This window comes from Staphylococcus pseudoxylosus (genome assembly GCF_003697915.1).
GTDB classification, from domain to species: Bacteria; Bacillota; Bacilli; order Staphylococcales; family Staphylococcaceae; genus Staphylococcus; species Staphylococcus pseudoxylosus.
Window position 1 is genome coordinate 172,905 of record NZ_RCVN01000006.1, and the last position, 22,346, is coordinate 195,250.

General features: G+C 31.4%; 24 protein-coding genes and 1 pseudogene. 5 read left to right on the forward strand and 20 right to left on the reverse strand.

The window, feature by feature from the left end; genetic code table 11:
• Positions 1–4 precede the first annotated feature (4 nt).
• Positions 5–556, reverse strand: coding sequence for a tyrosine-type recombinase/integrase (locus D9V42_RS07145; protein ID WP_122064152.1), 552 nt, complete (start codon positions 554–556; stop codon positions 5–7).
• A gap of 147 nt (positions 557–703) precedes the next feature.
• On the opposite strand from D9V42_RS07145, the gene sroA reads away from it, so the two are divergent.
• Entirely contained in the window at positions 704–910 is a 207-nt protein-coding gene (gene sroA / locus D9V42_RS07150) for a sigS mRNA-stabilizing protein SroA (protein WP_122064154.1), read from the forward strand.
• Positions 911–924: 14 nt separating this feature from the next.
• On the forward strand, positions 925–1,143 hold the full coding sequence (locus D9V42_RS07155; RefSeq protein ID WP_107554545.1) for a DUF2922 domain-containing protein: 219 nt from the start codon (positions 925–927) through the stop codon (positions 1,141–1,143).
• Between the two features lie 145 nt (positions 1,144–1,288).
• On the opposite strand, the gene D9V42_RS07160 is transcribed toward D9V42_RS07155, so the two are convergent.
• Positions 1,289–1,522, reverse strand: a complete 234-nt coding sequence (locus D9V42_RS07160) for a hypothetical protein (protein WP_017722639.1) — start codon at positions 1,520–1,522, stop codon at positions 1,289–1,291.
• 223 nt (positions 1,523–1,745) lie between these two features.
• On the opposite strand from D9V42_RS07160, the gene D9V42_RS07165 reads away from it, so the two are divergent.
• The 3 genes from D9V42_RS07165 (at position 1,746) to sarA (ending at position 4,467) form a co-directional block, all read left to right on the forward strand.
• Positions 1,746–2,675, forward strand: a complete 930-nt coding sequence (locus D9V42_RS07165; RefSeq protein WP_107554546.1) for a DMT family transporter — start codon at positions 1,746–1,748, stop codon at positions 2,673–2,675.
• 108 nt (positions 2,676–2,783) lie between these two features.
• Positions 2,784–3,728 carry an efflux RND transporter periplasmic adaptor subunit gene (locus D9V42_RS07170; protein WP_244204779.1) on the forward strand — a complete coding sequence of 315 codons (945 nt, stop codon included), beginning with the start codon at positions 2,784–2,786 and terminating at the stop codon, positions 3,726–3,728.
• Positions 3,729–4,092: 364 nt separating this feature from the next.
• Positions 4,093–4,467: a global transcriptional regulator SarA gene (sarA, locus tag D9V42_RS07175; protein WP_017722642.1), complete on the forward strand. Its 375-nt coding sequence runs from the start codon at positions 4,093–4,095 to the stop codon at positions 4,465–4,467.
• 263 nt (positions 4,468–4,730) lie between these two features.
• Here the strand turns inward: sarA and D9V42_RS07180 are convergent, their stop codons facing one another.
• The 18 genes and pseudogenes from D9V42_RS07180 to D9V42_RS07265 all read right to left on the reverse strand — a co-directional run bounded on the left by D9V42_RS07180 (position 4,731) and on the right by D9V42_RS07265 (position 22,336).
• Positions 4,731–5,534, reverse strand: a complete 804-nt coding sequence (locus D9V42_RS07180) for an alpha/beta fold hydrolase (RefSeq protein WP_122064159.1) — start codon at positions 5,532–5,534, stop codon at positions 4,731–4,733.
• A gap of 204 nt (positions 5,535–5,738) precedes the next feature.
• Positions 5,739–6,449, reverse strand: coding sequence for a hypothetical protein (locus D9V42_RS07185; RefSeq protein ID WP_122064162.1), 711 nt, complete (start codon positions 6,447–6,449; stop codon positions 5,739–5,741).
• Between the two features lie 273 nt (positions 6,450–6,722).
• Complete coding sequence (locus D9V42_RS07190; protein WP_122064165.1) at positions 6,723–7,229, reverse strand: SA0570 family protein; 507 nt, start codon at positions 7,227–7,229, stop codon at positions 6,723–6,725.
• 354 nt (positions 7,230–7,583) lie between these two features.
• The gene (locus D9V42_RS07195) at positions 7,584–8,384 is read right to left on the reverse strand and encodes an alpha/beta fold hydrolase (RefSeq protein WP_122064167.1); all 801 of its coding nucleotides are present in this window, start codon (positions 8,382–8,384) and stop codon (positions 7,584–7,586) included.
• A pseudogene (locus tag D9V42_RS07200) lies at positions 8,341–9,085 on the reverse strand (HAD family hydrolase). Before D9V42_RS07200 ends, D9V42_RS07195 begins: the two are co-directional and overlap by 44 nt.
• A 71-nt stretch (positions 9,086–9,156) precedes the next feature.
• On the reverse strand, positions 9,157–10,107 hold the full coding sequence (locus tag D9V42_RS07205; protein ID WP_107554973.1) for a FecCD family ABC transporter permease: 951 nt from the start codon (positions 10,105–10,107) through the stop codon (positions 9,157–9,159).
• Positions 10,108–10,380: 273 nt separating this feature from the next.
• A complete protein-coding gene (locus D9V42_RS07210; RefSeq protein ID WP_107554967.1) occupies positions 10,381–11,265 on the reverse strand; it encodes an ABC transporter substrate-binding protein in 885 nt (294 codons plus the stop codon).
• 226 nt (positions 11,266–11,491) lie between these two features.
• On the reverse strand, positions 11,492–12,085 hold the full coding sequence (locus D9V42_RS07215; RefSeq protein ID WP_122064187.1) for an endonuclease III domain-containing protein: 594 nt from the start codon (positions 12,083–12,085) through the stop codon (positions 11,492–11,494).
• Positions 12,086–12,274: 189 nt separating this feature from the next.
• Positions 12,275–13,942 carry an arginine--tRNA ligase gene (gene argS, locus D9V42_RS07220; RefSeq protein WP_107554966.1) on the reverse strand — a complete coding sequence of 556 codons (1,668 nt, stop codon included), beginning with the start codon at positions 13,940–13,942 and terminating at the stop codon, positions 12,275–12,277.
• Entirely contained in the window at positions 13,943–14,356 is a 414-nt protein-coding gene (locus D9V42_RS07225) for a YwiB family protein (RefSeq protein WP_029377813.1), read from the reverse strand.
• 326 nt (positions 14,357–14,682) lie between these two features.
• On the reverse strand, positions 14,683–15,195 hold the full coding sequence (locus D9V42_RS07230) for a YwhD family protein (RefSeq protein ID WP_107554965.1): 513 nt from the start codon (positions 15,193–15,195) through the stop codon (positions 14,683–14,685).
• A 224-nt stretch (positions 15,196–15,419) separates the two neighbouring features.
• Positions 15,420–16,724 (reverse strand): HD domain-containing protein, encoded by a 1,305-nt coding sequence (locus D9V42_RS07235; protein WP_172592859.1) that lies wholly within the window; start codon positions 16,722–16,724, stop codon positions 15,420–15,422.
• A gap of 28 nt (positions 16,725–16,752) precedes the next feature.
• Positions 16,753–17,232, reverse strand: a complete 480-nt coding sequence (locus tag D9V42_RS07240; RefSeq protein WP_047172780.1) for a GNAT family N-acetyltransferase — start codon at positions 17,230–17,232, stop codon at positions 16,753–16,755.
• A 191-nt stretch (positions 17,233–17,423) separates the two neighbouring features.
• Complete coding sequence (locus D9V42_RS07245; protein ID WP_047172781.1) at positions 17,424–17,966, reverse strand: flavodoxin family protein; 543 nt, start codon at positions 17,964–17,966, stop codon at positions 17,424–17,426.
• 262 nt (positions 17,967–18,228) lie between these two features.
• A complete protein-coding gene (locus D9V42_RS07250) occupies positions 18,229–19,164 on the reverse strand; it encodes an aldo/keto reductase (protein WP_122064170.1) in 936 nt (311 codons plus the stop codon).
• 418 nt (positions 19,165–19,582) lie between these two features.
• Positions 19,583–19,924 carry a YuzB family protein gene (locus tag D9V42_RS07255; RefSeq protein ID WP_029377819.1) on the reverse strand — a complete coding sequence of 114 codons (342 nt, stop codon included), beginning with the start codon at positions 19,922–19,924 and terminating at the stop codon, positions 19,583–19,585.
• Between the two features lie 377 nt (positions 19,925–20,301).
• Positions 20,302–21,270, reverse strand: a complete 969-nt coding sequence (locus D9V42_RS07260) for a sugar phosphate isomerase/epimerase family protein (RefSeq protein ID WP_122064172.1) — start codon at positions 21,268–21,270, stop codon at positions 20,302–20,304.
• 19 nt (positions 21,271–21,289) lie between these two features.
• Positions 21,290–22,336: a Gfo/Idh/MocA family protein gene (locus tag D9V42_RS07265; RefSeq protein ID WP_203266464.1), complete on the reverse strand. Its 1,047-nt coding sequence runs from the start codon at positions 22,334–22,336 to the stop codon at positions 21,290–21,292.
• Positions 22,337–22,346 lie beyond the last annotated feature (10 nt).

A 22,346-nucleotide genomic window follows, 5' to 3' on the forward strand; every position in this document is an offset into this window, starting at 1 on the left:
TAATTTATAAATTTAAAGCTATTGTGGTATTGCTCTTCTTTGTAGAAATACCTATAAATTTCATCGTTTCATAAGTCGTTTGATGTCCGAGGTATTTTTGAATAATAGATATAGATATACCTGATTGATAAGCATGATATGCAAATGTTTTTCTCAAAGTGGTCAAACCAATATGCAACATCCCTAAGTCGTTAGCAGCCGCATGTATAATTCGATAAGCTTGTTGCCTCGATAAACCTTTAAACGTTCTATTTGATTGAAACAACAATTGATTTTCCTTTAGACCTTCTTCATTTATATAATCAAATAACTCCTTTCTTAAATCATCAGGTAACTTGATATAAATGTTTGGGGCGTGGTCTTCTAGCCAATATAATTTTATGTGATCGTCTGCTCCTTTGACATCATTCACACATAAATTCAATAATTCAGATAGTTTAACACCTGTATGTATTGCAAATTTAAACAGTAAATAATCCCGTCTAGACTTACAGCTCAATACTTTATACATTGATTTAATTTCTTCAATATCCCTGATAGGATCTACTTGATTCATATTTACACCTCTCACACCATAAATGTTTCTTATTTAATGATATATGATATTTATGTCACATGGAAGTGTTTAATACAAATTTTTAAAATTTTTTTGACCGTTTTGCTATTCTCAGTCGATATATATAGTGAAAGGAGGTTAATTATAATGAATAATATAAGTCAACTCGCAGTCACATTATCGCGCACATTGTTCGACAAAAATGGTAAAGCTAGTCAAATTAAACGTCATTTCACTAATTTAAATACAGACGTAACACCTGAACAACTTAAAAGCTTCAAATCCATTATCGAAAAAATCACAGGAGAACGATTTGACAAACTTGAAGTCATTAAGACAGAAACGATTAATTAAGGAGGACACAAAATATGTCACAAACGTTAGAACTTATTTTCAACGATGCTGTTAATAAGACAGTCAAATTACAAATACCCAAAGTTGAGCACTTTATAAACGAATCTGCCGTTAAAGAAGGTATGGCCAAATTAATTCAGTTGGATATTTTGAGACCGAAAGCAGGTATTCCTAAAACAGTGCATGCTGCACAAATTATAGATAAATCTACTAAACTTATATTTGAAAATTAATTATCTAGTAACTACGACGTAATGGACTATAATTAAAACCATTACGTAAAAAAGGCTTGAAACAAATGTTTCAGGCCTTTTTACTGGTTAATAATAAATGTCACATCATATAATCAACTGACTACTTTTCTATTCTAATCTATCATTAATCTCTCGAAGGTCTTAGTCTAACGGTATCACCAAAAAATATCTTCTTCTTACCCAATTTTTTGCACATTGAATATTTATCATATACTTCAACAATTTGAGCTAAATTTTTATAGGTCCGTCTAGGATTCAACACTTCTATAAATTGATTCTTTTTTATTTGATCGTTACTGCCTGCGCCAACAAAAAAAGTTTCCTCATCTAAAAGACGAATTATGGAAAGTTGTTTCAATATCTATAGTCACTCACTTCTAAAATTACTTTCATTATTCAAAATACATTAAATTTGTTAATTTTTATTATCTAAAAAACATCAACATACGTATTTTATTATACTTTGTTTGTTGTGTACATTATTTTCTCTGATATGCATATATTTCTGCGGCTAATTTAAATGTATGCATACATTAATCTTTCCTTTATAATATAGTTATCTCGAAGGAAAGCGTGATTTAATGGTTCTCTTATATATCATTGGTATTGTTGCAGGCATGGTAGTTCCGTTTCAAACTTCAATCAATTCTAGATTGAGTTTATATACAAGATCTTCATTCTATGCATCAACGATTTCATTTGCAACAGGAACTCTTTTTTTAATTTTAATTAATCTTATTATTAATCCCCATGTCTTTACGGGGCAATTTTATAGTAATCAATCATTGAATTATCAATGGTTTGTTGGTGGTATGCTAGGTGTTATTTTCTTAACAGGCAATCTATTACTTTTACCTCGTTTAGGTGCTTCTTTAACAGTCGTCATGACTGTAGCAGGTCAAATTATAATGGGCGTGGCAATCGATAGCTTTGGATGGTTCGGCGCCGATAAACATCCTTTCACCTTACTCAAAGTCTTAGGAATCCTTTTTTTAATTTTCGGCATTTTACTTATGAATTATGTCCGACGAGACCCTAAAGACAAAGCCCAATCTTCAACGGTATATATCTGGCTTATTATTGGCTTTATATTTGGCTTCTGCCCACCTATCCAAACAGCTATTAATAGTGCATTGGGTCAGCAACTACATTCATCAATAATGGCATCACTCGTATCCTTTACAGTTGGAACCATTGTATTGTTTATATTGACACTGATATTTAACAAAAGTCTTAAAGTTGCGACTTTTAATAATAGACAAGGCAAGTTAAAACCTATTTATTTTATCGGTGGCATATTAGGTGTCATCTTCGTAACAACAAATATTATCTTGATGCCACATTTAGGTGCTGCGCTAACAACAATTATTGTTATGCTAGGTCAAATGCTAATGGGTATCATCATAGATCATTTCGGTCTCTTAGGCACGAATGTTAATAAAGTAACACCACGTAAAGTTTCAGGGATTATAGCCATTATGATTGGTATTATATTGCTAAGATTATTTTAAAATTGTGATAGTGCATCATTTACTTTTATCAAACTGTAAATGACGCACTTTTTTTATAGCACATTAAGTCACTTTCACTGTATAATCAAACCATATTAATAACAAGAGGTGACCTCATTGCGAAAGTTTTTCGTATTACTCACATTATTAGTAATTTTAAGTAGTATGGCATTATTTTGTTGGTATTATTTAAAATCAATATCCCCTAATCAGACAAATTCTCACATAGAAACAATTAAAATTAGATATGAACCCTCCTATCACTTTTCAGGCATACAGTCCCCAACCCAAATAACAAAGTTACTGTTAGAAACAGATAAAGGTTATATTCATAATTGGTTTATAAAAAATAATGACGCTGTAAAAAAACATCAACCCCTCTACGAATATTACAATCCAAACACCGAACGTCTCATTGCTAACAAACAAAAATATCTTTCACACTTAAAACAAAAAAAAACGCGATCACAGTCAATTATTAATAATGAAATCAGCCGAACTCAGTCAGAAATTGAATCATTACAATCAACGTTACGCACCGTTATATATGCACCTTTTGATGGTAACATCCATATAAACCAAAATTTCCCTACTAAAGATAAAGAACTTATTCTGCAAATTTTTAATTCTAATGCTATAATCAAGTCTGTTGTTTCTGAATCGCTTATAGCACAATTGCATGAAAATGATAAAGTATTGCTTAAAGATGACAGCCAACAAAGTTTCACTGGTAAAATAACGTATATTTCTAAATTACCAAGACAATTTGATCCTGCAGCTAAATATTCACAATATAATATAGAAATAACTACTAACTCCAAAGGATTATATGGCAGGCATTATAATATTGAAAAACCTAATAAAAAAATTGTAATACCAAAGTCCGCAATATATGATAATAAATTTGTTTTCTTACAAAGAAATAAAAAATTTATTAAACGGGTTATCAAACCACAAAATATAGGTAATAGAAAAGATGTGTTAATTCTTGAAGGTTTAAAACAAGGCGACATAATCGCTAGAAACGTTGATACAGTGCCGTCTAAAAATTAGATGTACACGGTATAAATAGTAATTACCTTTAAATACAAAACGCTTATTTACTATTTTTATCAAATTACAACAAATTGAAACAAAGATATATTAATTTCAATTCAATCATTGGTATGTATAGAATTGAATTAATATCTGAAATCATTTACGTAACGCTTAAACAGTTTTTTGTTTACTTTCTATTTTTATTTAGTTATAATAAACTAAATAATAGTGGTTTTAATATATTTTACCCAAATATAATTAAGCCATAGATTATGATAAACGCTTTGTTTTACACTTTGAATTAAGACAAATAATTATACAAAAACATTTTTAATATGTATATTTGATTGGGCATATAGAATTAGGGAGGAATAATAGGATGGCTATCACCAAAATCAATGATTGTTTTGAATTATTAGCTATGGTTACTTACGCTGATAAATTAAAAGGTATTATCAAAAAGGAATTTTCTGTAAGTTTTGAGGAGTTTGCTGTATTAACATATATCAGCGAACATGAAAGTGAAGAATATTATTTAAAAGATATCATTAACCACTTAAACTATAAACAACCTCAAGTTGTTAAAGCAGTTAAAAACTTATCACAAGAAGATTACTTCGATAAAAAACGTAATGAACATGATGAAAGAACTGTATTAATTTTAGTAAACACAAAACAACGTAAGAAAATTAATGAGTTATTATCACGTGTTAACGATCGCATTAAAGCAGCAAACGACGATAACGAAGTATAAACTTTTCATTAACAGAATTAGAGCGATGGAAACTTTATTTTTCAAATGTAGTCTCTAAACCACTCTAGTTAGACATAACTGATTAATAAGAAGCTTACAGCGCTTGTTAGAAGCGCTTATTTCATTTAAATCAGCCTATGCAAATTAAAAACAAGCCTAAGACATGATAAATCATGTCTTAGGCTTGTTTTTATGTAAGTCATGTTTTTCAAGTGCTTACCATTAAAACAATGTATAAAGGACAGAATACCAAAAATAGCACTTTAATATTTTTGATATTCTGTAGCATTTATAAATTCACTATAAACATCTAAAAAATGCTTTGGCTCTTCTATATGAGGTGCATGTCCAGAATGTTCAAATTCTATCATTTGTAATGAAGTAAATGCATAATGATACTTTTCTATTACTTCATTAGGAACTAACGGATCATACTTCCCATTAATAATTAATGTGGGTGTATCCGTATTTTTAATAACGACATCTTTATTAAATACTGGAAATTCCATTAACGCTCTCGTGGCTACAGCACTATCTTCTGCCGATTGTCTGCTATAGATTAATTGGTTTTGGAACCATCTTTTTGCCTTATCTTCTGCTTGATACATATACGGTAACAATAAAATAAGTGATTCTGATTTATCGAAACCTTCAATTTCATCTTGATGCTCAATCATCAATTTATTCAATCCATGTACGCTATCGATTAAATTACAAGCTATCAATGTCAGCGTCTTTACCATCGAGTTATATCTATCACTAAAATGTTTTGCAATCAAACCACCCATATCATGCCCAATAATATGCGCCGTTGAAATATCTAATTTTGTCATCAATCCCCTTAAATCTTCTACATGATCTTCTAAATTAAATGAATTGGGTTTAGATGATTTACCGTGACCTCTAACATCGTAAACAATAACTTCGTAATGTTGCTTTAATTCTTCTTTCAAACTAAATAACGAAGCCATATTACCATCGAGTCCATGGATTAATATAATAGGAAAACCTTGACCCTCTCGGATGTAAGCAATCTCGTTGTTACAGTTTGTTACTAATTTTTTCATTATGGGTCACCTCCCCTTACAAAAGTAATATACCCCAATTTTAAAGTGCGTATGCTACATTTTTTATTTTTAATTATTTTATAATCTGATATATTTTATAAATACTTTAGGTACAATAAAAACACGTCCCATTTTGTAGTCATAAGACTTTGAATAAACGGCACGTGTTTCAGTTTACTTTTTAATTAATCCAAAAAATTGATATTAGTTTCGTGAAGAAATTCGAATAGTGTAATAAATAATTACAATAAGTAGTAAAATCCAAATAACTATAGAGGCAATTTGTGTAATACTTGAGTTGTTTATCATGGCATCAATTGTCTTTTGACATAATAGTAAACCAATACCTGTAAATTCTAATCTTCTAAAATACAGACCTGATATACTAAATAAAATTCCGATAAAAAACACGGCTTGATGTGCATAAATTGTAACAGCAACAATACCTAAATTGATATTAAATCCTTGTAACACAACAAGAACCATCGATACAACAGCGACGCCTAATCCTATAACCATTTCGAATTTATTACTATATAGATAATTCTTCCAATCAATCCTTAAATATATAAAAATTGAAATTGGTAAAATCACTAAACAATAAAAAATAGAAGTACCTGTAGCTGCTTGGAATGGTACATACTGTTTATCATATAAGTAAGATAACAAGATAAAATTCACAATAAAAAATATGATAGGATTCAATTGTAAAGTGAATAAATTACGTTGTATAGTTAATATAATTTCAGCCGGTGATTTACGTCTATATTCTATATAATCTTCATCTTTTGCTTCGGATTTTTTTAAATCTCTTTTTAGTTTCTCTTTAATATCATCTATTAAATTGGGAGAAAGCCCTTTATGAGTAAAATAGTCATTTATATTTTCTACTAAAACTTTGTCGTTAACTCTCATGATTGGCTCCTTTGAATCATTTTTTAATTTATGTAATGACCGTTATTTTAAAATCATTAAAATTGTTTAACCTTTAATTCAGTTAATAGTCTCACATTACTCCCTATTTTAACAATAAATTGAGGCTAAGACATTAATAAATGTCTTAGCCTCTCAATTAATATTGGTAGTTTAAGTACTACTTTAAAGAACCACTTTTTAAAGTCACACTATTCAACCATTAAAATTCTAATTCGCTACCACACAATTCGTTAAAATGTTACAAAGTAAATGTTATTTCCCCATATCTATACGATATAGTTTGATATCTTTATCACTTGGTGATGCTGAACTAAATTGATAAGATAATTCATCATCTTGTACATAGCCAAAGTTACCAGTGACATTATTATAATGTTCACGTGTAACAGCATTTTTACTTACCTGTGACTTAACATCTTTATATGTTGGGCCATTCGTATCATTGTAACTCATAGAAACACGGGTAATTTTACCTTTGTTTTTCTTACCGTCTGCCGTCACAACAAGCACACCGTTATCTTTTTTAAATTCATAATAATGTTCATTACCATCAGGACTATATGAATAAATTGGTGCATTATTTTCACTCAATACGCTTTGTATAGAAGCACCTATTTTAACACCTTCTAGCGTTGTGTCTCCTTGTTGAAGTGATTTAACACTTTGGATAGAGTTACCTGATGCTGCCTCAACACTACCTGTACTAAATCCAGAGATCGCTAAACCTGAAACTAGGACTGCTGCAAATACTTTTTTCATAAGCACTCTCTCCTTCTGTATATATAAGTTATCTTGTGCTTATCTATATTGTACTATAAATATTACTAAAATAACAGTGGTGTTACAAAAATATTACAAAAAACTACCTATCTGTAATCAAAGTAACAATTAAATGTTAGCGTCTCTAAATTATATTATTAATCATTAGATGGATGAAATGATCTCATTTTCACAATCCTCGACCAACACCAACCCTTTCATATTATTATCTAATAACATCTGTTCCTACCACAATAATGGCATTCTAACGAATCACGCTTCACATTTTGGCTTCAAATAAAAAAGCAAACCAAATGCTATAATTAGCTTTTGGTTTGCTTACAATACTGTATTTTAATACAACGTTGCTGGTTCATTTTCTTTAATAAATTCAGTTACAACATTTACAAATTTTTCTTTTTCTTCTACAAATGGGTATAACCCTGATGCTGTAAAAACTTCAAACTTCACTTCTCCTATATAGTCGCCTACTTCTTTTGCTTCAACAACGGTAGTTCTCGCGCCATGTTGCCCAGCAACAATTAAAGTTGGTGCATTAACAGCACTTAAGTAACGCATAATATCGTTATTATTAAACGAGGCTTTTACAGCATTTAATTCTGATTTTGTTGCAATGCTATTGGTATCATCTACTTGTTTTAAGAATTTTTTAGCTTTGCGTTTAGAATAATATAAATGCTTATCTAGGAATTTTTGTTGTGCTTCTTTATCCCAATTTCTAATTAGGTCAGCGTGCTTACGATACAAACGTTCCTCAGGCGACATATCACTTAATAAAGTTGGATTGATTAATGTTAATGAACTTGTCATATCTGGATATAATGATGCAAATGATACTGCAACAGAAGCACCTAATTCATGACCGATAAATGCACATTGAGTTACATATAAGTGATCTAATAACGCTTTAATATCCTCTGCATATGTTTCAAAATTAATTTCATTTGGTTTATCTGAATAACCATGGCCTCGTAAATCTACTAATATAACTTGATTATGTTTATTAAATTTTTCTTCAATATCATTAAAAACAGTTAAATTGTCTAAAGCAGTGTGTACCATCACTATCACATTGCCTTCACCACTCGTTCTATAATTTAATGCTACACCATCTCTTGTTGTAAATAGATTCATAATTATCTCCCTTTCTTTGCAATAGGTAATATAGATAACAGCTCTTCAGTTGTATTAATTGTAAAGTCTACTTCTTCAGGTAAAGGTTCTACATCAACTATTTCCTCTTCTTTAAACCAGACACTAATCATGCCCATCGCTCTTGCTGGTGCTACATCATTTAAGGGGTCATCACCCACATACATAGTCTCTTCTGGTTTTGTGCCTAATTGGTTTAACATATCTTCAAAAATTCTCGGATGTGGTTTGCGATATCCAACAGTTTCTGAAGTGGATAAGTAGTTAATAGCATCTTCTACACCTAATGCATGCATTCGGTATTGTTTGATTTTAGATTTACCATTAGCTATGACACCTGTTAAATAACCACTGTTTGTCAATTTTTCTAAAGTATATAATGTATCGTAATATGGAAAGACGTAACGGTAAAAATGCATCTCAAAGTCATGAAATAAATCTTTCCAAGTTAACCGATCAACGTGAAAATCTTTAATAATTGCTTTATACAGTTCTGGTTTATCATGATCTTCATCATCATCTAGCTCAATAAATTTTCTTTTAAAATCTTCAAGTTGAATGCGCACCAAATAATCATGGAATCGCTCATATTGCTCTTCAATAAATTTCTCACGTGATTTTTTTCGGTCTAAAAGTGTACCTTCTAAATCAAATACGACCGCTTTAACTTGTGTTAAGTCCATCATCATAACCTTCTTTATAAACATTTTTTCAAACAAGCAAATTTTGCTTTATATTTTTTAAATAGCACTATCTAACCATGAACACGCGATTGTGTTATCATAATATAAAATAATACTGGAATACCAAGTAAAGCTAAAATAATACTAGCTGGTATTTGGAAAGGGTCTAACAACGTGCTCCCCAACCAATCTGAGAGTACCATAATTGTACCACCTATCAGCATGTTCAGTACCATTTGTTGACCTAAATTATAATGTACACTATTTCTTCTTACAAGTTGAGGAATGACCATTCCAATAAATCCAATAACTCCCACATATGCCACAATCACTGCAGTCATAATTGAAGCAATTAACAATAGCATATATGTCACACTTTTCACATTTAGTCCTAATGATTGCGCACGTAAATCTCCAAGTTGTAATAACTTTATTTTAGAAATCATACCAAATAGTATGATCACACTTATGAGGGTTACAATACCAATATAAATGACTTCATTGTACTCTGCAGATGAAAACCCGCCAAACATATAATTTACTATATTCTTCATTTTACTTTGATTAAATATAATCAAAACATATAAGAACGCATTAAAGAGTGCGCCTATCATAATTCCAGCTAATATTAATGTTCTAATTGGATAGCCTTTTGACATGGCTGTAGTTAAAGCAATAACTAAGATTAGCGTAATGATACTAAATACTACTGAAAACATCGGCAACCATATAAAGGAAACACCTATGACAACAGCTAAACCTGAGCCAAACGTTGCACCACTTGCGAGACCTAAAGTGAAACTATCTGCTAACGGGTTATTTAGCAACGTTTGAAACATATGGCCCGCTAATGTTAAGCCTACTCCTGCTAATAATGCTTGCAACATTCTCGGCATTCTCACTTGATATAAAATCGTTTGGGATAATGCGTCACTCACATGTCCAATTCCCCACATCAAACTTAATAAAATGCTTGTTATAAGAAGTATTAACCATATGATGATTGCTTTATAATATCTCATTTCCTTCCAAGCCACGCTTTCACTTACATATTTCAACTATTACAATACCACCTATAATCCATTAACACTATATTTAATCGTATGAATTTCGTTAAATTATAAAAAGAGAGCGAAACATAAACCTAAACTTTTACTTAGATTTATGTTCCGTCTCTCACAACTTATGACTAACATCAATGGTTTACATTCCAACAAGGAAATATGTAATACTCATGAGGTGTTATGTTTAATACGCCCTATGGTAATTACATCCTATTATCAATATCTACTATTTTATTGTTTATAAATGGCATCTCTCAACGCTTTCAATCCGTCATCGATTCTCGGCCCTGGACGCGAAATTTGATCTCCATTTATCGCTTCAATATTATTGTTTTTTACCGCATTAATTTCGTTAAAACCACCACGTTGATCAATAACTTTTTCATATTCTGATTTTGAAATCCCCATCGTTGATATCAAAATATCAGGATTCTTCTTAATGATATCTTCTTTACTAACTTTTTGCCATCCTGTTAAGTTAGAAAAACTGTTATCTACTTTTAATTGATTGAGCATATCATCAAAAAAAGTTTCCTTGCCTGCAGTATATATTTCCGGCTCAGATGATACCTCCATAAATACTTTTTGGGCTTTAGCATCTTTAGGAATAGATGCTTTAACTTCTTTAATATTTGCTTTTGTTTCTTTTACAAGTTCCTTAGCTTCTTTATTCTTACCTGTGACTTCCCCTATTTGTTGAAATGTTTTATACATTTCATCAATGGATTGAGCATCTTTGACATATACAATTTTCACGCCATTTTCCTTTAGTGAATTGAGTATTTTACCACTCGTAGACTTTTGGGATTCATGCGCTAAAATCAAATCAGGTTTAGCCTTCAACAATGCTTCTTTATTTAACTTCATCGCGTCAAAGCGCTTTTTATCTTTCACTTCTTTTGGATAATCATCTACAGTTGAAACACCAACCACACTGTCGCCTAAACCTAATTCATATAAAATTTCAGTGTTACTTGGAATCAACGATACAATTCGCTTATAATTATGATTTTCTGATTGCTCATTTTTTTCTGATTGATTAGAATTTGTACCACATGCTACTAAAAGCATAGACATAACAATAAAAAGACATACTATTTTAAATTGCTTTTTCATTTCTTTAACTCCTATTATCAATTTTCTTTTATCATACCAAATTCCAATACATTTTTAATTATTTTTTAAGTATTTCGTTCCGAGTTCAGACAGATATTGACATAATTCCATGAAGGTAGCGGATAGTTTTACAGATGCTTCTAATAAAGTTTATAATCTGATGTCAACGTATTGGAATAACTTGATCAAATCATCATGTTCACATACAAATCTTTTCAAATTAAAGTCATCGCACAAAATATTTTTCTAAAAAATCAACTTTGTTTGTTCCGCCACCGTTAAAGTATGCTTTACCAAAATTATCTAACAATGCATGAAATTCCTTTGCATCTTGGATCGTAAAGTTATCTGGCAATATGACATGTTTTTTAAGCTTTTCATAACTCGTAGTATGATCATAACCCAATTTATAATATATTCTTCGCGTATAACTGTCCGGTATAAATTCAATACCGCCAAATATATAGACAAGTAAAACATCTGCTGTCTCACTGCCAATACCTTTTATACTTAACAATGCCTTACGAAGATTTGCTTGGAAATATTTGTTAATGGCTTCATAATCAAAATCAAATTGCTCTAACCAGCTCAATAAAGCATGAATCGTTTGTGCTTTACTCTTGTAAAATCCACTAGACTTTATAACCTTTTGTAGAACATCAATTTCTAAATTTAGTATTTGTTGTGGTTCTAATGACGTATTAAGTTTAAGAGATTCAATTGCATAAGCAGCGTTTCTCCAATTCGTATTTTGAACTAAAATTGCGCCTAGCATTATTTCAACCTTTGTATCAGCAGGCCACCAACCTTGTGGACCCATGTGATTATATAATTCACGATATAACGTTTTGGTGTCTAAATTCACTTGAACCTTCCCCTAATTATTTTTTTCTTTCTTGAAATTTTAACACAATAAAGAGAGCTAGCACGGTTTGTTATTTTTTAAGTAAGCTAACATCAGCCTAATCAAAAACAACAAATTTCATACTAGCTCTCTTTTATTTACACACTACATTGATTCTGGTGCAGTCACACCAACTAAATCAAGCGCATTGTGCAATGTAATTCTCACTGCATCTACTAACGCAATAAGTGCTTTTGTCTTATCTTCGTCATCTGTCAACACTTTTTCAGCATTATAAAACTTATGGAAATGTGAAGCCAAATCTTGAATATAATTTGTAATTCTATGTGGCGCTCTATTCGTAGCCGCACTTTGTATCGTAGTCTCAAATTCAGCAATTTTTTTCAACAAATCAATTGCTTTGTCATTTGTAATAAGTGAATAATCTGCGTCTTTAGAAGGTGTTATACCTCTTTCAGCCGCTTGTTTCAATATTGAACAAATACGCGCGTGTGCGTATTGTGCATAATAAACTGGATTGTCTTGAGATTCTTGTTTAGCAAGTTCCATATCAAAATCAAAGTGCGTATCAGGACTACGCATTGTTAAGAAATAACGTGCTGCATCTACGCCCACTTCGTCCATAATTTCACGTAACGTGATGGCATTACCTGTACGTTTACTCATTTTAACTTCTTGTCCATCTTGCATTAAACGCACCATTTGCATAATTTGTATCTCAAGGCGTTCACTATCCACACCAAATGTTTCAAGTGAAGCTTTTAAACGATTGATATAACCATGATGGTCAGCACCGAATAAATTGATTAAAGTGTCATTACCACGCTCAATTTTATCAAAGTGATATGCAATATCTGGTAAGAAATAAGTATAATTACCATCATTTTTGATTAATACTCTGTCCTTATCATCTTTAAAATCAGTAGTACGTAACCATGTCGCACCATCTTTTTCGTAAGTATAACCAAGTTCAGTCATCTTATTAAGTACTTCTGTGATTTCGCCTTTTTCATATAAAGTCGTTTCACTGAACCAACTATCAAAATGAGTATTAAAATCAGCTAAATCTGTTCTTAATTTTTCCATTTCATAATCGACGCCTAATTTTCTAAATGTTTTAATACGCGTTTCTTCATCTAGGTCTTTTAATTCTGGCTGTTTTTCAGCTAAATCTTTACCAATATTAATAATATCTTTTCCGTGGTATCCGCCTTCTGGCATTTCAAATGAGTAATCACCAAGCGCTTCAAAATAGCGTGCTTCAATAGAACGTGCTAAATTTGTAATTTGATTACCAGCATCGTTAATGTAATATTCTCTAGTTACATTATAACCCGCTGCAGTTAAAATATTGGCTAGTGTATCACCAACAGCGGCATTACGCGCATGACCGATGTGTAAATCTCCAGTTGGGTTTGCTGACACATATTCTAGTAATATATTTTTACCATTTTTTTCTTCTGTGCTTCCAAATTCAAAGCCTTTATCTATAGCTTCTGAAATGATAGCTGTTAGATAAGCATTATCTAAATAGAAATTAATAAAACCAGGTCCAGCAATTTGTACTTTTTCAACATTAGCTGCAGTTGTATCTAAGTTGTCTACGATTGCTTGAGCAATTTCACGTGGATTACGTTTCGCAATCTTTGTTAAAACCATTGCAATGTTCGTTGAATAATCACCATTTGAAGTATCTTTAGGGATTTCAACTTTAATTTCTGGAATTTCACTTGCGTCTGCGAGTTGCGCTTGCTGTATACTATGATTGATTTCTTCAATCAATGTTTGTTTCACTTGATCAATTATATTCATTTACGGCGTCTCCTTATAAATAATTTCATATTGGTAAGAACCCATTTTTTCTTCATCTTGAATTAAATCATAATGCACTTTTAACTTACCGCCATCATCTAATACAAAGTGTAAAATAGAATGTGTACGTACAGTTAACGGTATCCGACCACCACTAATTTCGTATAAAGTAATTGTATCTTCACCTTCAACAAAATGAAGATTCATATTGATATCACCTTTACGAATAATTTTCACACCAGTTTCTTCAATTTTAACTGTCACATTTACAGTCATTTCATTAACTTCTTCTTGATAACGTATAAATTCAGCGTTTCGTTTTTGCCATGTGCCTCGTGTATTCACATTAAATTTCTCTTTATTGTCAAATTGTTTAACAACTTGTTTAGTTTGGATATTAACATTGTTTTCCAATGTACGTTTCACCCTAATCTTTTAAAATAATACACACCATTATAGCATACTTAATATATGCATTACAGTTGATAAAACGATTTTATCATAGAATCATTTTGTCGATATAACGTATATATATACAAAATAAAGGAATTATATAAACAAACTCCTGTTATTATACACACTTGAAATAAATCATCTTTTTTAAATATGATAAAAGTAACTACTCTAGAAATCAGCAGCGTATCAATTTCAAGCCAATCCTTCACTTCGCTGAACTTATATAGAGAAAGGGAGATAGCAACACCTTAATTTAAGGCTTAACCATCTCCCAATAAAATTAATTATTTACTTTCTAAAGTTTCATGTAATATTGCTTCAGAATTACGCCACATCTCCGCATCATGTGATTCAAGAAATTCTCTTAACACAGCTTTATTTTCTTCTCCAATATGGTCTATTTCGATTTGATGTTTCATTGATTTATCCATCATATTAACATGTTCAGGCATACTCTTATACCCTCTACGTATACCCTTGTTCACCAATAAGTAACAAGCTGTAACACCGGCATAGTAAGGACCATTTTCTCCTCTTTCAGTTGTAACCCAACATAACCAATATGGTTTAGCTTCTTCACCTTCTACTACTTCTTTTTCTTTAATCCATTTAACGCCTTTTTCAACGCTCGAACGTGCGTGCATACCACCTATATCAATAAAAGCTTCTTTATTTTGTACATCTATAAAGACAGGTGCTACGTTGTCTAAACTAATTGAACCTATATTTGTACCCTTATGTCCGTCTAGTGGATCATTTTTGATAATATTGAATTTAAACCCTTTATTTTCAGCCATTATCGCACACCTCCCACATTTTCATTTAATTTATAATAGTTATTGAGTTTAATCAATGATTGGCTATTAACTATTGAGTTTAACAGTGATGTTTTGTTGTGTTAAGTATAAACGTAAATCATATGTAATCTAGTTGTATATTTGAATTTTCATTATAGATTCCAATGTCTACAAAATTACTATGTAGTTATTATTTAACTTACATGCTACAATTCCACTTAAAGCTAATTCAACTCATCTAAAATGCTATTAATAGCATGCTTTATTTGGTCATCTTCTATTTGAGAAATTAATTCTTTAGGATAATATAATTTATAATCTTCTCTATTAATACCTGTAATACTATGGATAACCAATGATTGGCTACTTATTTCCCGAGTCTTACCATTTCTTTTTAGCAGGTGAATAGGTTTTCTATCAGAACCTGGTCTATCGTAATCATATGGTAAATCTGAAAAAGACTCGCTGACGAAATAATAGTTTGGATCAATCCCTGCTTGAATAAATAAATCCGTTAGTTCTGTAATCGTTATAATAGAGCCATCAAATGGCATATATTTAAATAAGTCGCGATTAATGAAACGACGAGATAAATCACTCAATATAGGGTCATCTTCTTTTACCCAAGCTTTTAAGTAATATAATACAACAGCTTCATCTAAATCAACGTATTGCTCAATTGTCATTGACTCTTCAAAGAAAGGTATAAAGTCAGTCGGATGCATCTTAAATGTGTAACCTTCGTTATACAATTGTTTCGCGCGTTTTAAACAGTTGTTTAATAAGACTTCGCCACCTCTACTTACCGGATGAAAGTATATTTGCCAATACATTTGATAGCGACTCATGATAAAGTTCTCAACGGCGTGCATACCGCTCTCTTTAATAAGAACCTCATCTTTAGAAGGCCTCATCAGTCTTAATATGCGTTCCATGTCAAACTGTCCATAAGATACACCTGTAAAATAAGCATCTCGTTGTAAATAATCCATTCTATCTGCATCAATTTGAGAAGATATCATCGAGATTACTAATTTATTTTTATGTGTTTTATTAATTACATCAGCTACTTGTTGTGGAAAATCCTCTGACACGCGCTTTAAAACGTCGTTAACTTCAGTTGGCCCAGTGATTATTGCTTGTGTAAAAGCTTCATGATCTGTATTAAATATTTTCTCAAAACTATGTGAAAAAGGCCCATGCCCTAAATCGTGTAGTAAGGCTGCACATAAGGCTAATGGTCTATCATTGTTATCCCATGCCTCTCGTCCGTCAAATGAATCATCGATTATTCTACGCACGATTTCATATACACCAAGTGAATGACCAAACCGACTATGCTCAGCTGTATGGAATGAAAGATATAGTGTGCCTAATTGCTTGATTCTTCTCAAACGTTGGAACTCTTTTGTTTTAATTAAATCCCAAATAACTTGATCTCTGACATGAATGTACCTATGAATGGGGTCTTTAAACACTTTTTCTTCTGGTAATTTTTGTGTAGCGTATGTTGTAAAAGTCAATGTCATTCTCCTATCCATATCTATACTGCGTAGCTTATTTTAGTGTTTTACGCATTAATGCCAAATCCATTGCTTCTCCATACATTACATGTGTGTAAGAACGGAGTTTTTCAAAGCCTTTTTGCTCATAAAATGACACTGCTTCATCATTTTTATTATCGACTTCTAAAAAGACTTCGTCATATTTACCTTCAAAATAATTTAATCCTTCAGTTAACAATTTCGAACCATATCCACGGTGTTGCCACGATGGCCTCACATAATGTGCAGATAAAAATAATTCTGTGCCATATATAAACGTTGCAAAACCAATAATTTCATTATCTTCTTCTACGACTAAGAATAGTTGATCTTCTAATCGTTTAAGTAAGTGTTGACCATTATATGAAGCAGCCAATAGCTCATTAACTGTTTTAGCTGCGTAAATATTCAAATAAGTGTTATACCAAGCTTTCGTTGCTACATCTCTGATGCCCACAACATCTTCGGGTGTTGCTCTTCTAATTTCTTGCATGTCGCTCTCCCCCTATTTAGATAGGTAATAATAGCTACATTATAACATAATATTTGTATTCAAAATACTTTATCTCGCTTGATACAAATAGTTTGTTATAATGCATTTTCATTTCAAACATCTATTGCTTATGCGATTAAAAAGTCCGAGACACGTAATTATGTCTCGGGCTTAAACTATTTGTTATATATTTACTTATGTTGTAATGTTTGTTGCCATTCTTGGGCACGTGTTAATGCGTATACATCTTTTTCTATGTCTCCAGGTCTTTCTGCCGTGCCTATAATATAGCCCGATAAGCTTGCGCCTAAAAATTCCAAACTATATTTCACTTGTGTAATACAAGGTTTAGCTTTGACTTTAGGGCAATCGCCGCCCACAATAATCAATCTAAAATCTTTTTCTGCCATTTTTGCTTTAAAGTCTTTATATCTTGGATCCATCAACGTTTCAGACCAATGATCAATGAACGCTTTCATTGATGCTGATAAGCTATACCAATATATCGGTGAAGCAATAATAACTGTATCACTTGCTAACACTTTATCTATGATGGTTTTGTAATCATCTTCGTATGATTCAATAGTGGTATTATCGTGTCTTACGTCTCTCACAGGATTTAATTGATGTTCTGTTAAGTCTATCCATTCGTAGTCATACCCAGCTATGGCCATCTTAGTTAAATGCGCAGTATTTCCATCTGGTCGACTGCCCCCGAATAACACTGTAATCATAATAATCTCCTTCTACTACTAATTTAAAAATACATCACATGAAAAGTTATAAATATACAATTCCATAAATGTTCTAAACTTAATTAATAATCCTACACTAAAAAGTCTAGTTTATAAACAGTTTAATCAAAATAGATTGAAAAATTAAATTATTTGCTCAAAATCAGAACTTTTATCTATATTATAAATGCATATTTTTAGAATTAAAATTATAAATATAAAAATAAGACAAACTGAATTCTATCTTGTCTTATTGTATTCATTATTTTACAGGAAATAATTCTTCTATTTTATTAATTTCATCTTCCGTCAATTTCACATCTAATGTCGTTAAATTATCAACTACTTGGTTTGGTCGTTTTGCGCCAGGTATAACAATATCTAAAGAAGGTCTAGTTAAATAGAAAGCCAATACAATATGAGCTACATCAACTCTATGATTATCAGCAATACCACGTAATTGATCCACTTTGGCTAAGTTCTCTTTATATCTTTCGCCTTGAAACTCAGGGTTTTTTGCACGAAGATCATCAAATGTTGTGTTTTCATTATATTTTCCAGCTAATAAACCAGAAACTAGTGGGAAATATGGAATAAAGGTAATATGATGTTCTCTTGTATAATTAAAAATATGTTCATTTTCTCGATTTAATAAATTATATTCCATTTGTACAACATCTACGTAGCCATCTTTATTAGCTTCTTTTAGTTGATCTAGATTAAAATTAGACACACCAATCGCTTTGATTTTACCTTCATCTTTAAGTTCTTTTAAAGCAGCAACCGCTTCATTCTTCGGCGTGCTATCATCTGGGAAATGTATATAATAAACATCTATATAATCTAGTTGCAGACGTTTTAAACTTTGTTCAACTTGATCCTTTAAAAACGCAGGGTCATTTGACATTTTCACATTGCCATCATCATCAAAATAATGTGCGCCTTTTGTAGCAATAGCATACTCTTCGCGTGTGAATTCTTTTATTGTTTCTCCTATTAATTCTTCAGAACGTTCCGGTCCATAGATAAACGCTGTATCTATTAACGTTATACCATTTCTAATTGCAGTACGTACTGTTTCCATACCTTGTTCTTCATCTAAATCGTTGTATAAATTATGCCCACCTACAGCATTAGCTCCAAATGCGATTGGATTTACTTTAACATCTGATTTTCCAATTTGTACTTTTTTAGTCAATATTATCCAACTCCTTCACAGAAATTTAAAATTCACTTAATCATTATGTTTGTTACTTAGATTTGTCTTTTATAATCAGTTGCTATTTCAAATAATGAGTATAATGATTCACATTCTTCTCTACCCATTTTTAACAATTTTAATAATGAGACATATGATAATTTAATCTATTTTAAATTTAGCACGATTTCGTTGTAAAACTAAATAAATTTGCTTATTAAACAACTTAATTTGATATAAAATTAATACTTAAACGTCTCAAATAATAATTATATTCTAAACTGCTTTTAGATCTATCTATAAAAAAATACCCTAAAAGTCAGAAGGTTAATTCTCACTTTTAGGGTAATTCTTTTTCTCCATTATTTTCTAATAAGTTAAATCCGTTTTATGTAATTACTTTATAAACTCATGTAATTTATTGCGTACTTTTACGTTTCGCTAATTTCTCTTTAAGTTTTCTATCTTGCTCTTCTTTACGACGTTTACGTTCTTCATTTCGTTTTCTCAAACGTTCTTCTTCTTCAGGATCTCTTGGTTTTTGTAATTGTTTTACCACTTTTTCCATGAGCTCATCTTCTGAAAGTGCCGCTAACGGGCGATTATTAACAAAAGCAAACGTTTTACGACGGCCTGGACCACAATATGACTGACAGCCGATTTCAATTTCAGCATCAGGGTCTAATTTAGTCAACTTTTTTTCTAAAGTTTTGCAATTTACAGCTTGGCAATCATCACAAATCAAAAATTTATTTTGCAATTATACCCTCACCTTCCTTATCATTGACTTCCACATATTCAAACAATTTATAATAACAATCATTTTATCTCATTTAAGGTTACATATATTTTATGTGACATTTCTATATCATGTCTCTTTCCATCTACAACTCTAATTATTTTACCCTTTTTAATAAAAATTTCAAGTTCTTAATTTAGCAACTTTTAAGTTACATAATGGAATAGAAGCCAAACAAGAAGTCAAATTTAAACTCACTTCCTTATTTGGCACTATTTTAACAGAGATCTTATTAATATTTACTTAATTGTCTTATAACTAAAATCATTGTAATGTGGTCGTTTTTTCATATGGAGTTTGGACGAAGGTTTGCTCATTCTAATATTAAATGTTTATCTCTATGTCCACCATAAATCTGGTGCAGGATGCTCAATATTAATTGAATTCAAATTATTCACTGCCTTACTAAATCCTTCTTCAATAGACATGATAGGATCTTCATGCTCTATACTTACAACATAATCGTAACCATTTATCCTTAATGCACTAATCATATCTCCCCATACCTGAGTATTATGACCGTATCCTACTGTCCTAAATGTCCAAGCCCGAGTCTGCACATTACCATAAGGTTGCATGTCTGTTAGACCATACATACTTACATTTTCTTGATCAATGTATGTGTCTTTTGCATGAAAATGGTGAATAGCATTTGCTTTCCCTAATATTTTAATTGCTGCAATTGGCTCAATACCTTGCCACCACAAATGACTAGGGTCTAAATTAGCGCCGATATATTCATTAGTTGCTGCTCTTAATTTCAACATTGTATAAGGTGTATGTACTAAAAAACCAGCATGTAATTCTATACCAATTTTCACATCATTTGCTTTAGCATATTCTGCAACTTTTCTCCAATAAGGTATAAGCTTTTCTTCCCATTGCCACTCTAATATTTTAGTATAGGCTGTCGGCCATGGCGTCACAGGCCAATTTGGATATTTAGCTGTTTCATCTGATCCTGCAACTCCGGAAAAAGTGTTAACTACGGGCACATTTAAAAGTGAGGCTAATTTAATTGTTTTAAACAAAGTATCATGTGCTTGCTGGGCTTCTTTTTCATTAGGAGAAATTGGGTTGTTATGGCAACTAAAAGCACTAATTTCCAATCCACGTTGGTGGATTGTTTCAATGAAAGCATTACGTTGAAGTTCGTCTTCTAATAAGTTATCCATTGGACAGAATTGATTCCCAGGATTACCTCCTGTTCCTATTTCCACCATTTTGACTCCAGCATTTGCTACATAATCTAACATTTCTTCAAATTGTTTATCTTGGAATAATACAGAAAACACACCAATTTTCATAAATAATCCTCCTTTAACATTATAACTCGTTCAATTTAATACTTTGATCAGTTTCACTACTTCGATAAATTGCATCTATGATCTTATTTATTTTCAATGCTTGTTCTGGTTGTACGATAAGTGTTTCATTACCAAGACAACTATTTACAAAGTTCTGAGCTTGTCGTTGTGCCGCTATACCTTCATCATGTTCTGCATATGCTTGTTCAGTAAAATAAGTCCCTAATTTAGGTCGATATATTTCAAATGGATATAAATTCAGACCGCCATCAACGCCAGAAATACTTAAGTGTTTTGTGTCTTCTTTTATATTTGCTGACCATGAACACTCAAATTGAAGTGTTGAATGATCATTAAAAGATATATAGCTTGTCACATGATCATCTACATCAAACTTTTCATGATCAAATGGTCCCCAATCATTCAATTGATTTGGTAATTTGCTAAGACGATTATAAGTTTTACCTAACACCTCTTTGGGTTCAATGTCGTTTAGTAACCAAAGTGACAAATCGAGCATATGACAACCATAATCTATTAGACTACCGCCACCCTGCAACGTTTTATTTGTAAACACGCCCCATCCAGGGACTTTACGTCTACGTAATGCTTGTACACGGGTAACTAAAGGATCACCTACTATACCACTATCAATAGCTTTTTTTGCCGTAATCGCTGCATCTGTGAAGCGATAATGATATCCTATTGCCAACAATTTACCAGCTTGTTTTGCGGCATCTACCATAGCCTCACATTCAGTTAAATTCATGGCCATTGGTTTTTCGCAAAATACATTGACTCCTGCTTCTAAAGCAGCAATACTTATCTCCGCATGAAATTTATTTGGTGTACAAATAGCTACTGCATCAACTTGTTCAAACATCGTATAATATGATTCATGAATATTTTTAATATGAAAATCATTTGCAACATTTTTTGCCAATGCTAAATCAACATCTTGAACTGCCACAACATCCACTAAATGATTTAAATTTTGAAAAGCTGGAATGTGTCTGTTACATGCAATGCCACCGCATCCAATAATACCCACTTTTAATTTATCCATAAGTAGACAA